Origin of the sequence: Pseudoalteromonas citrea (assembly GCF_000238375.3) — a bacterium.
Taxonomy (GTDB): Bacteria; Pseudomonadota; Gammaproteobacteria; order Enterobacterales; family Alteromonadaceae; genus Pseudoalteromonas; species Pseudoalteromonas citrea.
Genome location: NZ_AHBZ03000015.1, coordinates 202218 through 217512 on the forward strand (window position 1 = coordinate 202218; position 15295 = coordinate 217512).

Consider the following 15295-nt stretch of genomic DNA (forward strand, 5'->3'; position numbering starts at 1 on the left):
TAACTGTGCTGCCCAAGACATTGGAGCAGCACATGATAAAGACACACACATTTGTAACTCAAGTTCAACACGCATTCAATCAGTGGCGGGTGTTCTGCTTTGGAATATTACTCGCGTTAACGTTGCAAACGCAAAGCGCGAATGCCACAGCACAGTTTGATAGCGAACAAATTAATGAAATTGTTTATCACATTCATACGTATTATGTGGAAGACATTCCACTTAGTAACATTCAATCGAGTAATATCGACACCTTGTTTGAACAACTCGATGCTTATTCTAAATACTTATCAGAACACGAATTAGACGCCATTTTTAGTGCCGCAAATGGTCGCTATACCGGTATAGGCATAGAAGTTGAACGCGTAGACAATCGCATTGTAATTGTGAATACATTGCCTGGTTCCCCTGCCGCGCAAGCAGGTATTGAAGGCGGCGACAAGCTAGTCGCTATTGGCTCCGATGACGTTACTAGCAAAGATATCGAACATGTTTCTAAGTTGCTCAGAGCCGCTGAGTTTGCAACCATTAACATTACTGTTGAACGCGCAAAAACAAATGTTACATTGGCATTACGCAGACAAGAAATTAACCTTGAGAGCGTTAATAGCAAGCTGTTAAAGAGCGGTAATGGGTACATTGAATTAAACAGTTTTAATAATCATAGTTATCATGATATCTCGCGACACATTAATAAACTGATCAGCAAAAACGGTTCACCTTTAGCTGGGCTTGTGCTCGATCTACGAGACAACCCAGGAGGCACATTGAGTAGCGCTGTGGCCATTTCAGACTTGTTCTTACAAGCTGGTACAATTGTTACCACCAAAGGGCGCTTTTTTGATGCCAACCAACGCTTCACTGCTCAAAGCGGTGACATTCTCAATGGCGCACCCATTGTTGTGCTTATTAATGAGCAATCGGCTTCAGCTGCTGAAATACTCGCAGGTGCATTACAAGACAACGAACGTGCTCTTATTATTGGTAAGCAATCTTATGGGAAAGGATCTGTTCAGTCTCTCATTCCTTTGGGTAACGGGACCACCGCTTTAAAACTGACTACCGCCCGTTATTTTACCCCATCAGGGCAATCGATCGAAGGTGTGGGCATTAAACCAGACGTGATAATAACACCGCAAAACCTTTCGAATTTAGACAAAACAGTTATAATGACTGACGAACAAACGACCAATCTCGCAATATTGGCCAAGCTTGATTCACATATAGTAACGGCGAAAAAGTTACTTAAAAAATAACAATAACTTTATAAAAACAATGATAAGTAGGAACCGTGCTACGGATACTCACTTGGGGAATACTCTTGTTTTGCTTGGCGCTCGCACCTTGCCATGCAAAACAAATTGCCATCGTTATTGATGACGTTGGTAATCATGAGCGTGATCTTGAACTTCTGAACCTTCCCGGTCAGTTGTCGTTTTCGATCTTGCCTCATACTCCTTATTCTCAATTATTTGCTCGACGCGCAAGTCAAGAAAACAAAGAGTTACTCTTACATATCCCTATGCAAGCAATAGAAAGTAAAGAGCTTGGCCCCGGAGCTCTGACATTGAGCATGAATAAGTGGCAATTACAAACCACATTAGGTCATGCACTCGCAACACTGCCACAAGTTAAAGGAGTGAATAACCATATGGGTTCTGCGCTCACCCAATACATCACGCCAATGACTTGGACAATGGAAGTTTTGAAAAAGCGCGATCTATTTTTTCTAGACAGTCGAACCACTGAGCAAACCCAAGCGCAGCATGCTGCCAATTTATTTGGTGTAAGAAATATTGGACGGCATGTCTTTCTAGATAATGTACTCACACAAGCTGCACTCGAATCCCAGTTAACACAACTTAAAGCGCTTGCTGAACACCAACAAGCCGTGATTGCAATTGCACACCCTTATCCAGAAACGGTTAAATTTTTACATAAAGTGCTACCAGAGTTAGTCAGTCAAGGATATGAACTCGTTCCCGTTTCAGAGCTGGTTCAACACAAATATATTCAACTCGCTCAACAGCAAAACCTTCATTTCACACAGGTACCAGCGAGAGACTAAAGTTTTTTGGGTAAAAGCACTTTAAAACTAAGTGCTCAAATTATTTTAACGTTTTTCTTGATATCAGTCAGATAAGCTGCATTTTTTTATACAAAATGCTCTTTGTTCAGTTATAACTAAATAAACCAGCAAAAAATAGGTAACGTGATGCTACATACTGTTGCAGACTTAATGACGCCAACCCCATTCAGTATTACGCAAAATCAAACATTGCGTGATGCACATGACTTAATGCGCACTGAGAGTATTCGACATATTCCAGTCGTTGATCATCAAGGAGCCTTATGCGGCATGCTGACACAAAAAGTCATGGTCGCTGAGGTAATGCGTATTTTGGCTACCTATGGTCCAAGCGCGTTAGAAAGAAAAGAAAAACACACCGCAATATCTGAGATCATGGCAACCGATTTTACCACCATAACCCCAGAGCAAAGCTTAAGTGACGTGGCTCAATTTTTTGTCGATAACCGACATGGCTGCATGCCGGTGGTCAATGATGACAACACCTTGTTAGGTATTTTAACGTCATCAGACTTTGTCAGGCTCGCTGCGGCTTTATTGTCTTAACCCGGTCATAAAGCATCATTATTTTGGCAATAAAAAAGCATGCCTGAGCATGCTTTTTTTCAGTTAAAACACTTTATTCAATTAGGCTTTTTCTTGTAATGTACGTGCAATCGTACGCATACCTAACGTTGTTGCACCCGCCGACCATTGACTGCCGGCATTATTTTGAAATGCAGCAGCTAAATCAATATGTACCCAACCTTGCCCTTCGTTTGGTACAAAGCGCGCTAAGAATCCAGCCGCATTCGATGCACCACCAAAACCACCGCCTTTTTGTGCTCTGCTGTTTGCTGTATCAGCATAAGGTGATGGGCAGTTGTTTTTATGCCAAGGCTCAAGCGGAAGTGGCCAAGCGGCCTCAAATTCATCACTTGCAAACTGTTGAACATCATTAACAAGTGCTTTATCTAAGCCAAATAGCGCGTTATATTCTTGTCCAACTGCAACCAATGCCGCGCCCGTTAACGTTGCCGCATCAATGATCAGTTCAGCACCCGTTTCACCCGCTGCCATCAAGCCATCAGCTAACACCAAACGCCCTTCTGCATCGGTATTGACTATCTCAACGGTTGTACCATTTTTATACGTTAAAATGTCACCCAGCTTATAAGCATGACCAGAAATTAAGTTTTCTGCACAGCACAAGAACAGCTTAATACGCTTTTTCATACCACGTTGAATTGCCAACGCAAGGCCTGCAGTCACCGTTGCCGCACCGCCCATATCACACTTCATACCTAGCATGCCTTCACTAGATTTAATTGAGTAACCACCGGAATCAAAGGTGATCCCTTTACCAACTAGAGCTGCAGCCACTGGCGCATTAGCGTCTCCCGTCGGGTTGTAATCTAGCTCAAGTAACACTGGTGGACGCTCACTGCCACGGCCTACTTCGTGAATACCTATCCACTGCTGCTCAAGCAATGCTTTACCCTTGATGATCTGGTAACTTACATGTTCAGGAGCAAGAGACTGAATAAACTCAGCAGCATTGCCAGCTAAGCTTTCAGGGTACACATCTTCAGCGGTGCCGTTGATCATATTGCGTGCCCATGCCGCTGCTTTTTGCAAAGCAGCCAATTCATTCAAATCCGACTGCGCATTTTCAACAAATGAAACACCATCAAGCTGCTTAGGGCTCACAAACCCTTGATAAAATGCCCACTGTGATTCAGTACACCACGAGTCTCCTGACAAAGATACATTCTTAATACCTTGCTGCGAGATACTACGTGCCGCTTTTTGAATGTTCTTTAATGTTTCAGTTTCTTGTAAATGGATAGTCGCGCCATCTTCAGAAAACGATAGCCCAGTACCTTGACCCCAATGAGATGCAGCAGCTTGCTCACTCAAACGAACAATAAATTTATCAGACATTTTATCTTAACCTTTGCGCTTATATTATAACAGTCAGTGTACACTAGGCCTTTGTATCACCCAACAGACTTGCGATTAAACCATGAAATTTTCTAGCGCATTAAATGAAGCGCAATTAATTAAACGCTATAAACGATTTTTGGTCGATTTAGTCGACCTAAATGGCACTGAGTTCACAGTGCATTGTGCAAACACAGGCAAAATGACAGGGTGTGCCGACTCTGGTTTTAATGCGTTCTATTCCACAAGTAAAAATACCAAACGGAAATATCCACACTCACTTGAGCTAACACAAAACACACTCAATCACTTGATTTGTGTCAATACTAACCATGCCAACAAAGTAGCCATTGAAGCATTGAAAGCGCAACAAATACCGGAACTTACAGACTATAAAGTACATCAAAGCGAAGTGAAGTACGGTACAGAAAATAGCCGTATAGATATACTGCTACGCGACCCTAATCGTGCAGACTGCTACATCGAAGTCAAATCAGTGACATTGTTAGAACAGCAGCAAGGGTATTTCCCCGACACACAAACACTCAGAGGTCAAAAACATCTGAGAGAATTAATGCAGATGAAACAGCAAGGTCACCGAGCTGTGCTTTTATTTATGGTTATGCACACTGGCATAGAATCCGTAAAGCCCGCTGCGCATATAGACCCTGAATATGCTAAACTGCTTGTTAAAGCTAAAGAAATGGGTGTTGAGGTTTATGCGTATAACACCACTATCAGTCTTGAAGAGATAAAAATAAAACACAGTGTGCCAGTGTTTATGGCTTGAGTTTTAAAAACTCGCCCCCATATCGCTGCTCATTAGAATTTAACCTCTATGACTGATTCTTGCTCACTCAAGCAGTAATTTTTGAGACAAAATATTTGCTAAGGGTGTGAGATTCTGCTATTTATAGCCGCCGGCGTTAGCTGGGGTATTGTGTTAAGGATTTAGGAGAATGCTATGCCAGACCAAAAGAAACTAGGGTTGTTGGCTCAAGCCGGTTTACAACCATATCAGGAAAAACCAGGCGAAGAATACATGAATGACGCACAACGTGCGCATTTTAAAGCAATATTAGATGCATGGCGTAAAGACCTACGAAATGAAGTAGATCGCACAAAAACGCATATGCAAGATGAAGCAGCAAACTTTCCAGATCCTGTAGACCGTGCAGCACAAGAGGAAGAGTTTTCTTTAGAACTACGCACACGAGATCGTGAACGTAAACTCATTAAGAAAATAGAAAAAACACTGCAATTAATAGAAGACGATGATTTTGGCTTCTGTGAGTCTTGTGGTATTGATATTGGGATCCGTCGCTTAGAGGCACGTCCAACCGCTGATTTATGTGTTGATTGTAAAACACTGGCCGAAATTAAAGAAAAACAAAACGGTAGAGGTTAAACTCTGCCATTTATGCTTACCCCAGCATTGCCCACTCAAGGGAGCTATCGTGGCCGGTTTGCTCCTTCGCCATCAGGACCATTACATTTTGGTTCATTGGTGGCTGCACTTGCCAGTTACCTTGCAGCAAAACAATACCATGGTAAATGGCTTGTCCGTATGGAAGATATTGACACGCCCAGAATGGTCAAAGGGGCTGATAGCCATATTTTACGTACGTTAGAAGCTTTTGGCTTGCACTGGGATGAACCGATTATCTATCAGAGCTTGCGTCATAACTATTACAATGATGTACTCAGCGAGCTACAACAACAAGACTTAATCTATTCATGCGTGTGCACTCGCAAAGCAATAAAACTCAATGGCGGAATATACACTAACCAGTGTAGAGCATTACAACACCCCGCCGACGGTAACGCACTGCGCCTAAGACAAAATCACCCAGTATTACAGTTTACAGATATGATCCAAGGTACAATTAATACTGCACCGCCACTGGCGCATGAAGATTATATAGTTAAACGCCGTGATGGTTTACATGCATATCAACTTGTCGTGGTACTGGATGATATAGCACAAGACATTAGCCACATCGTTCGTGGCGCTGATTTACTTGAACCCACAGCCCGACAGCTCGGATTATTTCAACAACTCAATAAACCTGCCCCACAGTTTGCACACGTACCCGTGATAGTCACAAAGCCAGGTTTAAAATTATCAAAACAAAACCACGCCCCAGCCATCGACCAGAACAATCCACAACCTGCTTTATGTCGTGCCCTAAATTATTTAGGCCTATCTGTCCCACAAGATATTGCACATAGTCGCAGCGAGGATATTTTAAGCTGGGCGCAAAATCATTTTAATTTACAGGCTATCCCTGCTGTTGGTGAGCTTCAACTCGACGAATGTTCCTAATCTAAGATTATTTATCACCTGTAACTTAATTTTTTCACTTGGCTGGTATATCATAGCGAGCCTTATAAAATCGCCTACACTATAAGCGATTTACAGCAAGCATTTTAGGTCCCTGATTAACCGCTCATAAATAAAGCAGTTAGCTTCAATACACTGGGTCTGATATTTAGTTCAAACATGCATCGGTATGAGTTTTTAGGAGACAGGTTATTATTTCTAAGCTATTAAAATTTTGCAGACAGCTGGTCAATGGCGAAAAAGCCTCATCAGAACTTGTCACTTGTGCTGAACCCCAAGTAATCCCTCGCAGTGAGCACAGCATATCTCGCAAACAGTTTAGCCCTAATGCTATCAAGGTGCTGTATCGCTTAAAAGACGGCGGATATGACGCGTATTTGGTCGGTGGATGTATTCGCGACATTTTACTGGGGGTTGAGCCAAAAGACTTTGATGTTGTAACCAACGCGACACCAGAGCAAATTAAAAAGCTATTTCGTAACTGTCGACTAATAGGTCGACGTTTCCGCCTTGCACATATTGTATTTGGCCGTGAAATCATTGAAGTCGCAACGATGCGTGGACACCACGAAGCCAGCGCCAGTAAAAATCAGACCAGTCAATCAAGTGAGCATGGTCAATTACTGCGTGATAATGTTTATGGCTCTATCGAAGAAGATGCTGAGCGTCGTGATTTCTCTATTAATGCCCTTTACTATTCGATTAACGATTTTACTATTCATGATTTTGCCAATGGCATGAACGCAATTGCTAATCGCAAAATCGAATTAATCGGCGATCCCGAAACACGCTATCGTGAAGATCCGGTGCGTATGCTTCGCGCTGTTAGGTTTGCAACTAAGCTAGATATGGAAATTGCACAACCTACTAAAGAACCTATCTATGAGTTATCAGAGCTATTATCGCATATACCTGCCGCACGTTTATTTGAAGAAACTCTCAAACTATTTTTAAACGGTAAAGCAGAAGAAAACTATCACTTACTACGTGAGTTTGGTTTATTCAAACAGTTATTTCCAGAACTTGACGCCATTATCGAAAGCAGTGAAACCGGGTTTGAGACTCGCTTCATAGCACAAATGTTTGCCAACACAGATAAACGTATTAATGCTGAGAAAAAGGTAACTCCAGCGTTTGTTTATGCCGCTCTACTATGGTTCCCACTACTAAAGCGCAGTGAGCAACTACAAAAAGAAAATATGCCGCTATTTGACGCATATGCACAAGCTATGAACCAAGTATTAAGCGAAAATGCCCAAAATGTAGCTGTGCCAAAACGCTTTACCTTAGGTGCTCGAGATATCTGGCATATTCAACTGCGCTTGGACAAACGAGCAGGACAAAGAGCTTACCGCCTGAGTCAACAGCCGCGTTTCAAAGCTGCTTACGATTTCCTACTCTTGCGTGTGGAAAGCGGCGAACAAGAACAAAGTGACCTTGCACAGTGGTGGACCGAATATTTACAACAAGATGTAAACGGCCAAAAAGACATGGTTAAAGGGCTAGGTCATAGCGATTCAAATAAGCCGCGTCGCCGTTTTCGCCGTAAACCGAAAAAGAAACCGAGTGAATCATGAACACCGTATACATCGGCTTAGGTGCAAACTTAAATGATCCGACAGCTCAGCTACATCGTGCTGTCGATGCGCTAAACACATTAGCTAACAGCCAACTAAATGCGGTATCTAAATTTTATGCATCAAAACCAATGGGCCCACAAGATCAGCCGGATTATGTCAATGCAGTGGCTAGATTAGAGACCTCTCTTGCACCTGAGGCCTTATTGGATGCATTACAAAAAATAGAACTAGAACAAGGCCGACAACGAAAAGATGAACGCTGGGGCGCCAGAACTTTAGATTTAGACATTTTATTATTTGCGAATGAAATAATAAATACACCAAGATTAGTGGTACCTCATTATGGCTTATGTCAGCGTGAATTTGTGGTTTACCCTTTACTAGAACTGGAGCCAGAGCTCACTCTGCCTGACGGTAGAACATTGCAAAGCATCAGTAAAGATGTGGCGTTAAATAATCTAATTCCACTTAATTAATAAAAATGACTTCCGTACTTAAAAGGAAATGACATGCCTAAAATAACTGTATCAACATTGGCAAAAATGAAGCTAGAGCAAACAAAAATTACGGCATTAACCGCCTATGATGCTAGCTTTGCAAAGTTATTTCATGACAATGGCGTCGACATTGTCTTAGTCGGTGATTCCTTAGGTATGGTACTGCAAGGTGGTGATGATACATTGGCTGTCACTACGGATGAAATTGCCTACCATACTCGCTGTGTGCGAGCAGGAAGCAAAGATTTATTTGTTGTTGCTGATATGCCTTTCATGAGTTACGCAAATCCACAGCAAAGCTGTGAAAACGCAGCAAAGCTGATGCGTGCGGGTGCAAACATGGTAAAAGTTGAAGGTGGTGAATGGCTTCATGAGAGCATTCAAGCACTTACTCAACAAGGGATCCCGGTTTGTGGCCATTTAGGCCTGACACCCCAATCAGTACATGTATTTGGCGGATTCAAGATCCAAGGCCGAGAACAACAACAAGCAGATAAAATGGTCGCTGACGCACAAGCCCTAGAACAAGCTGGTGCACAGCTGTTGGTTATCGAGTGTATTCCATCAGCATTGGCTAAGCGAATTACCGATGAAGTAACTATCCCAGTTATAGGCATCGGTGCAGGTAAAGATACCGATGGACAAATTCTTGTAATGCATGATTTAGTCGGTATATCTGCTGGATACATTCCTAAGTTTTCAAAAAATTACTTAGCTGAAAGTGGTAATATGCCTGACGCTGTTAAAAATTATTGTTCAGACGTTAAGTCCGGCGCATTTCCAACTTCAGAGCATGAGTTTAACTAATGCAGTCTACTTCAGAAATTAAATCACTGCGCAGCCAAATCAAAGCTTGGCGACAACAAGGATTAAGCATTGCCTTTGTACCAACTATGGGCAATTTGCATTTAGGGCACTTTTCTTTGGTAGAAAAAGCAAAAACACTCGCCGATAAAGTCGTAGTGAGTATTTTTGTTAACCCAATGCAATTTGGTGCGAATGAAGATCTAGATAATTACCCTCGTACCCTAAGTGAAGATAAAAACGGCCTAGCTGAGCTTGGTACTGATATGGTATTTACCCCTAGCGTTGACTCTATTTATCCAAATGGGCTCGCTGCACAAAGTTATGTAGATGTGCCTGATATTTCACTTGGCTATTGTGGAGGCACGAGACCGGGGCACTTTAAAGGCGTAGCGACCGTGGTTACTAAGCTATTTAATATGGTGCAGCCTGACTTTGCTTGTTTTGGCGAAAAAGATTACCAACAATTGCAAGTGATCCGCACCATGGTGCGAGATTTATCAATGCCTATTGAAATAGTTGGCGTAGCAACACAACGAGAATTTTCAGGGCTTGCTATGAGTTCTCGCAATGGTTACTTAAGTGATCATGAAAAAGACACAGCAAAGGTGCTCTACCACACGCTAAGAGAAGCAGCTGATAAACTAAAAATGGGTAATATCGAATTTACTCAAATAGAGAATCAAGCGAAAGAAACATTACAAAAACAAGGCCTAAAGCCTGATTACTTCGCCATTGCAAATAATAATACATTAAAGCCTGCTACACTTGATGATGATCATTTTGTGATTTTAGCTGCCGCCTTTTTAGGGTCGGTTAGATTAATAGATAACTTACAAGTCTCTCTCTAGAAGGAAGTAAGATGAAAGCAGTGCTACCTCTGTGCGCTATCGCATTATTGAGTGCGTGCCAAAGTAATAATTCAGCTGAGTTAAACCACTGCGCTCAGCAAAACTATCAATGTGAAAGCAGCTGTGGGCAAAGTAGTTTACCAGATACGATGTCTCAGCAGCTCTGTAATAACGAATGCATCGAAACCTTTAATCAATGTAAGGTTCAAGCAGAGAAGTTGACGAAAAATAGTGACTCTCAATATCAGTAATACTAATTATGTGAGGTGTCCTGTCAGACTTACTCTTGCACGCGAAAGCTGTGTAGGAGCGCTGATAGTCTTTTGAGCATTACAGAACTGTAAGAGGGTAATTCACACCATAGGGTGTCGTTTTAGCCTATAGAGCAGCCTTAATGCATAAGATGATGGTTGACCTTATTTGACATAAAAAAGCCGCTCAATTGAGCGGCTTTTTTCTGACATTTTGTTTCTTATAGTAGGCCTAGCTTCTTAAGCTCGATTGTTGCCATCTTACTAGACAAAGGCACGTAACCATCTTTCTCAACAATTTGCTGCCCATCTTTTGACAGCACCATTTTTAAGAACTCAGCCTCAATGGGTGATAATGGCTTGTTTGGGTGCTTATTTACATAAACATACAAGAATCTTGATAACGGATACTTACCCTTCGCAACATTTTCGAGTGTTGCATCAACAAAGTTATCGCCTTTTTTCGCTAGAGGTACAGTTCGAACACCTGATGTCTTATAACCAATACCAGAGTAGCCAATCGCATTCACAGATGATGAAATTGACTGAACAACAGATGCAGAACCTGGTTGCTCATTTACATTATTTCGAAAATCGCCCTTACAAAGCGCTTTTTTCTTAAAGTACCCGTAGGTGCCTGATACTGAGTTACGTCCATATAACTGCACATCTTTTGCAGCCCAGTTACCAACTAAACCCACGTCACTCCAACGCTTTACCTCTTCCCCTGCACCACACTTACGTGTTGATGAGAAAATAGCATCAACTTGGTCAATGCGTAAGCCTTCAATCGGGTTATCTTTATGTACAAATACAGCCAGTGCATCTATTGCAACACGCACTTCTGTTGGTTTGTAACCATAACGCTTTTCGAATGCTTCAATTTCTTTAGACTTCATTTTACGGCTCATTGGGCCAAAGTTAGAAGTCGCTTCTGTTAAAGCTGGCGGCGCTGTTGAAGAACCCGCTGCCTGAATTTGAATATTAACATTTGGGTAAATACGTTTGTACTCTTCTGCCCAAAAAGTCATCATGTTAGCAAGCGTATCAGAGCCAACCGAAGAGAAGTTACCTGAAATACCGCTAGTTTTATTATACTCAACTAAATTTTTGTCTAATGCAGACGCCTGTGTTGCGACTAGTGTTGTAACAGCTACGCCCATTGCGGCGACTAAACTTTTGAATTTCATTTGGGTTGCTCCAATTGTTCTTCCCATTAAATTACGTGTTTTATTCTGCCGTGCTTTAATGACAGTAAAATTACCCTTACATTACACTTTTATGACTTTCATCATTTGTCATAATGTTTACTTTCTCTGGTGAAAATCTAAAAGCAAAACACGATCCCTCACCCACGGTACTTTGAATCTCTAAGCTCGAATCATGCCGCGTTAATACATGTTTGGTGATAGCAAGTCCCAGCCCCGACCCGCCAGTTTTTCGACTCCGAGCTTTATCAACACGGTAAAACCGCTCAGTCAGGCGGTTAATATGCTCAGGTGCGATCCCATCACCATTATCTTCAACCGAAAAACACGCTTGCTCTTCTATAAGCTGCCACTTAACAACGACTCGACCTTCTGGTTTTGTGTAGTGGATCGCATTAAAAACTAAGTTAGAAAACGCACTACGTAACTCATCAGCTGAACCAGCTATGTCTAAACTACTGTCTATTTTAAAAACTAATTGATGATGTTTATCTTGGTTAACTGAGTCCGCTTCAGTTTGGATCAATGCCAACATACCAGGTACGTTTACTGGTCGGTCTTTTTCTTGGCGCCTTGCACCTTCAATACGCGACAAAGATAACAGCTGATTTACCAAACTATCCATACGTTTACACTGTTCTATCATGGTGCCATGTGCTTTTTCCCACATCATAGGTGGGGGCATGTTATCAGCATCCATCATTTCCAAGTAACCTGTCACCACTGTTAATGGCGTTCTTAGCTCATGAGATACATTAGCAACAAAGTCTTTACGCATTTGCTCTAGCTGTTTTAAGCGCGTGATATCACGTACAACCATCATGAGTTGCTCAGCATAGGGCATAACCCTAAATTCTAGCACTTGCTCATTTGAATGACTCGAATCTAACTCTAAGGGATCGTCAAAATCATGTGATTGCATATATTTAACAAATTTAGGATCTCGGATAAGGTTGTCCAAGCGCTGGCCATGATCAGTTGGCCATTGCAGACCAAGCACTTTTAGCGCAAGTTGGTTACACCAAACAATGCTCAAATCCTGTTGTAGAACGACCACCGCATCAGGGACGGCTTCAGCCCCTTCTCTAAAACGGCGGATCAACACGGCTAATTCATTGCGTTTTTTACGATTACGATGCTGGAGGTGGTAAATTCCTTCAAATATCTGTTCCCAAGCCCCCTCTCCTTCCGGTGGATTAAAGCTGCGCTGATTTAGCAACCAATCACTTAATCGGTAAAGTTGATGATAATGCCACAGCAATAATGACAGCGCACCGATAAACAATAAAACAAACGGTGCTCCAATCAAAATACCGATTAATGTTAATGGCAAAAAATACAAAAACAGGCGCTTAAACAACGCCTGTTTATTAATCACTCGGTACATAAATGGTAGACCCTAATAACAATGTGCCATGTGCTTACAATTTACTTGAGAATCGATATCCTGCACCACGCACAGTTTGCACCAACCGATCGTGACCTAGTGGAGCTATCGCTTTGCGCAAACGACGAATATGTACATCAACCGTGCGGTCTTCAACATAAACATTAGTGCCCCATACATGATCAAGCAATTGCTCTCTACTATATACACGCTCAGGGTGCGTCATAAAGAAATGTAACAAGCGAAATTCTGTTGGCCCCATATCTAACTCACTGCCAGCCGAAGTTACTCGATGTGAAATCGGATCTAACCTTAGTCCATGTACTTCGATGGCTTCTTCAAGTGAGGTTGGAGATACCCGGCGGATCACGGCTTTAATTCTTGCCATAAGTTCTTTAGGAGAAAAAGGTTTAGTAACATAATCATCAGCACCTACTTCTAGGCCTTTCACTTTGTCTTCTTCTTCTCCACGCGCAGTCAGCATAATGATCGGTATTTGTCGTGTATATTCACTTTGCTTAAATTTTTTCGCAATTTGTATACCACTGCCACCAGGAAGCATCCAATCGAGCAATACCATATCTGGATACGGTTCAACCATAGCTGTGATCGCAGAGTCGTAATCTTCCGCTTCAATCGCTTGAAACCCATTTTGTTCCAGCACAAATACCAACATCTCTCTGATAGGTGCTTCATCATCAACTACAAGTACTTTACGTGACATTCCCAATGTTCTCTTTCATTACCGAAGATGTTTTCATTATTATGACTAAGTGTGACAGTTTTATGAAAGTGTAACGTGGAATGGCAAAAGGTGCTAAAAAATCGCTTAACTATTTACGCTAAGCGATTTCTCTATCAAATAAACATGACAAGTTTATTGCGATATTTAGGATTTTACTTTAAAAATCATACCGTAATGTCAGCGCCATATGATCCTGATCGGGTGTGTTGTCTAAGCTGAATTTAGAGTACCATAAATACATACGAGCTTGTTTCGATAACTTCTTCTCAACCCCGACTGATGTTGAATTTCCAGAGTCTTCCAACTTACCTTCGGCACCGTCAGTATCCTGATACTGCGCTAATAACTTATAACTGTTAGGCAGCTTGTACGACGCGCTCACTACAAAGCTGTCAACCGAGTTATCACTGTCCACTTTCTCACTTTGTTGATACAAACCGCCTATAGTCGCATCACCAAGCTTTCCTTGCACAACAAACCGAGTAATGTCTCGCCCTGCCACTTTTGTATCTCTTGCAATGCTGGCGTAAATAGAGGTTTTTTTCAGTTTACTGTCACCATATACCCCCGCCATAGACAACCCCGTTTCTCCATCTTGCTTACTGTTGTCTTCAGCAATATAACTGACAACAAATTTCATATGGTTCAGCGACGGTGATGTATATTGAATGGTATCGCCTAAACGATTATCTCCAGCAAACAACGCTTTATTGTCCGAGGTGAAATCATTCATCAAATCAATTTTTCCTTGCGACTTTTTCACCGGTGTATCATCGCGTCCCACCAGTACTTGTCCGTATTGACCCTTTAATCCAACATATTGAGAGCGTGCAGTAATGTTGTCGCCACTTTTTCCATCTTTGTCATTATCAACGGGGTTTACTTCAAATTCATATTTGAAAAAAATATCAAGGCCATCATTCACTTTAGCCTTGCCCTTTAAACCCATTCTAGACGCATAACTTTTAATTGATGTTTCATCGTCATCACCGGTGTCGCTAAACTGTAATCCAGCATGGACTCGGCCATAAACTTTAACGTCATTTGCAAATGTGATGTCAGACACAGCCAGTAAACTGACTGTTGATAAGCACAGGAATATTTTAGTCTTCATAGTAGCGCAGCCTCAAACTCGTGAGAGGAAAACACCAGTTCCATATGGTATTTACATAAATGTCTTATAAATTAAAAATTAGCTGCAATTTGGGATAGATCAAGTTAGCAATTAGGAACAGATCAAATTTATATCAACAATGTAATCACAAGATCAAAATCTTACCAACACGATCCTATCAGGGATCAATATTTTACTAGCTATCGGATCATACACAATGCAATTCGTACGATAAGACTCGCTAATACCCCCTTTAAACTCCACTTCAAGCCACTAAAACACTGATTTTTGATCCAAAACTAATGACATTAAAATGCGGTTAGTATAATGATGATCTCTACTTGATCTTAACATCAATATCATGTATCCCTGCCAGTGAAAGCATAGAATAACAATATTTATCATGGACTTAAATTAAAGGCGGGATACGTGATGTTAATAAAATAATGATCCAAAAAAAAGCCCCTTAAAGGAGCTTTTATATAGAATTAACTTAACGTTA

General features: G+C 41.6%; 16 protein-coding genes. 11 read left to right on the top strand and 5 right to left on the bottom strand.

All coding sequences use genetic code 11. The features are described from left to right. The first annotated feature begins 32 nt into the window (after positions 1–32). The 3 genes from PCIT_RS08350 (at position 33) to PCIT_RS08360 (ending at position 2635) form a co-directional block, all read left to right on the top strand. Positions 33–1256 carry a S41 family peptidase gene (locus PCIT_RS08350; RefSeq protein WP_010362425.1) on the top strand — a complete coding sequence of 408 codons (1224 nt, stop codon included), beginning with the start codon at positions 33–35 and terminating at the stop codon, positions 1254–1256. 44 nt (positions 1257–1300) lie between these two features. Further along, complete coding sequence (locus PCIT_RS08355; protein WP_040697564.1) at positions 1301–2068, top strand: divergent polysaccharide deacetylase family protein; 768 nt, start codon at positions 1301–1303, stop codon at positions 2066–2068. Between the two features lie 147 nt (positions 2069–2215). Further along, positions 2216–2635, top strand: coding sequence for a CBS domain-containing protein (locus tag PCIT_RS08360; protein ID WP_010362423.1), 420 nt, complete (start codon positions 2216–2218; stop codon positions 2633–2635). Positions 2636–2716: 81 nt separating this feature from the next. On the opposite strand, the gene pepB is transcribed toward PCIT_RS08360, so the two are convergent. Next, positions 2717–4012 (bottom strand): aminopeptidase PepB, encoded by a 1296-nt coding sequence (gene pepB / locus PCIT_RS08365; protein ID WP_010362422.1) that lies wholly within the window; start codon positions 4010–4012, stop codon positions 2717–2719. A gap of 82 nt (positions 4013–4094) precedes the next feature. Between pepB and sfsA the strand changes: the two genes are divergently transcribed. The 8 genes from sfsA (at position 4095) to PCIT_RS08405 (ending at position 10339) form a co-directional block, all read left to right on the top strand. Further along, positions 4095–4802, top strand: a complete 708-nt coding sequence (gene sfsA, locus PCIT_RS08370) for a DNA/RNA nuclease SfsA (protein ID WP_010362421.1) — start codon at positions 4095–4097, stop codon at positions 4800–4802. A 174-nt stretch (positions 4803–4976) separates the two neighbouring features. Continuing rightward, positions 4977–5420: an RNA polymerase-binding protein DksA gene (dksA, locus tag PCIT_RS08375; protein WP_010362420.1), complete on the top strand. Its 444-nt coding sequence runs from the start codon at positions 4977–4979 to the stop codon at positions 5418–5420. Between the two features lie 12 nt (positions 5421–5432). Beyond that, entirely contained in the window at positions 5433–6338 is a 906-nt protein-coding gene (gene gluQRS, locus PCIT_RS08380) for a tRNA glutamyl-Q(34) synthetase GluQRS (RefSeq protein WP_010362419.1), read from the top strand. A 242-nt stretch (positions 6339–6580) separates the two neighbouring features. Then, complete coding sequence (gene pcnB, locus PCIT_RS08385; protein WP_052023307.1) at positions 6581–7933, top strand: polynucleotide adenylyltransferase PcnB; 1353 nt, start codon at positions 6581–6583, stop codon at positions 7931–7933. Further along, positions 7930–8412, top strand: coding sequence for a 2-amino-4-hydroxy-6-hydroxymethyldihydropteridine diphosphokinase (gene folK, locus PCIT_RS08390; protein ID WP_010362417.1), 483 nt, complete (start codon positions 7930–7932; stop codon positions 8410–8412). Before pcnB ends, folK begins: the two co-directional genes overlap by 4 nt. A gap of 33 nt (positions 8413–8445) precedes the next feature. Then, entirely contained in the window at positions 8446–9240 is a 795-nt protein-coding gene (gene panB / locus PCIT_RS08395) for a 3-methyl-2-oxobutanoate hydroxymethyltransferase (RefSeq protein ID WP_010362416.1), read from the top strand. Further along, positions 9240–10088, top strand: a complete 849-nt coding sequence (gene panC, locus PCIT_RS08400; RefSeq protein ID WP_010362415.1) for a pantoate--beta-alanine ligase — start codon at positions 9240–9242, stop codon at positions 10086–10088. Before panB ends, panC begins: the two co-directional genes overlap by 1 nt. Before the next feature lie 11 nt (positions 10089–10099). Continuing rightward, a complete protein-coding gene (locus PCIT_RS08405; protein ID WP_010362414.1) occupies positions 10100–10339 on the top strand; it encodes a hypothetical protein in 240 nt (79 codons plus the stop codon). 221 nt (positions 10340–10560) lie between these two features. On the opposite strand, the gene PCIT_RS08410 is transcribed toward PCIT_RS08405, so the two are convergent. From PCIT_RS08410 to PCIT_RS08425, 4 genes are all read right to left on the bottom strand, one after another. Next, positions 10561–11529, bottom strand: a complete 969-nt coding sequence (locus PCIT_RS08410; protein WP_010362413.1) for a PstS family phosphate ABC transporter substrate-binding protein — start codon at positions 11527–11529, stop codon at positions 10561–10563. Between the two features lie 76 nt (positions 11530–11605). Further along, positions 11606–12934 (bottom strand): phosphate regulon sensor histidine kinase PhoR, encoded by a 1329-nt coding sequence (gene phoR / locus PCIT_RS08415; RefSeq protein ID WP_010362412.1) that lies wholly within the window; start codon positions 12932–12934, stop codon positions 11606–11608. Positions 12935–12968: 34 nt separating this feature from the next. Further along, complete coding sequence (gene phoB, locus PCIT_RS08420) at positions 12969–13658, bottom strand: phosphate regulon transcriptional regulator PhoB (protein WP_010362411.1); 690 nt, start codon at positions 13656–13658, stop codon at positions 12969–12971. A 178-nt stretch (positions 13659–13836) separates the two neighbouring features. After that, the gene (locus PCIT_RS08425) at positions 13837–14793 is read right to left on the bottom strand and encodes a porin (RefSeq protein WP_010362410.1); all 957 of its coding nucleotides are present in this window, start codon (positions 14791–14793) and stop codon (positions 13837–13839) included. Positions 14794–15295 lie beyond the last annotated feature (502 nt).

Bases quoted from the DNA above. Each gene is read 5' to 3' on its own strand.
- pepB (WP_010362422.1), bottom strand. From the start codon at position 4,012: ATGTCTGATAAATTTATTGTTCGTTTGAGTGAGCAAGCTGCTGCATCT.
- dksA (WP_010362420.1), top strand. From the start codon at position 4,977: ATGCCAGACCAAAAGAAACTAGGGTTGTTGGCTCAAGCCGGTTTACAA.
- panB (WP_010362416.1), top strand. From the start codon at position 8,446: ATGCCTAAAATAACTGTATCAACATTGGCAAAAATGAAGCTAGAGCAA.
- phoB (WP_010362411.1), bottom strand. From the start codon at position 13,658: ATGTCACGTAAAGTACTTGTAGTTGATGATGAAGCACCTATCAGAGAG.
- PCIT_RS08360 (WP_010362423.1), top strand. From the start codon at position 2,216: ATGCTACATACTGTTGCAGACTTAATGACGCCAACCCCATTCAGTATT.
- PCIT_RS08425 (WP_010362410.1), bottom strand. From the start codon at position 14,793: ATGAAGACTAAAATATTCCTGTGCTTATCAACAGTCAGTTTACTGGCT.
- PCIT_RS08410 (WP_010362413.1), bottom strand. From the start codon at position 11,529: ATGAAATTCAAAAGTTTAGTCGCCGCAATGGGCGTAGCTGTTACAACA.
- PCIT_RS08405 (WP_010362414.1), top strand. From the start codon at position 10,100: ATGAAAGCAGTGCTACCTCTGTGCGCTATCGCATTATTGAGTGCGTGC.
- panC (WP_010362415.1), top strand. From the start codon at position 9,240: ATGCAGTCTACTTCAGAAATTAAATCACTGCGCAGCCAAATCAAAGCT.
- folK (WP_010362417.1), top strand. From the start codon at position 7,930: ATGAACACCGTATACATCGGCTTAGGTGCAAACTTAAATGATCCGACA.
- PCIT_RS08350 (WP_010362425.1), top strand. From the start codon at position 33: ATGATAAAGACACACACATTTGTAACTCAAGTTCAACACGCATTCAAT.
- sfsA (WP_010362421.1), top strand. From the start codon at position 4,095: ATGAAATTTTCTAGCGCATTAAATGAAGCGCAATTAATTAAACGCTAT.
- phoR (WP_010362412.1), bottom strand. From the start codon at position 12,934: ATGTACCGAGTGATTAATAAACAGGCGTTGTTTAAGCGCCTGTTTTTG.
- gluQRS (WP_010362419.1), top strand. From the start codon at position 5,433: ATGCTTACCCCAGCATTGCCCACTCAAGGGAGCTATCGTGGCCGGTTT.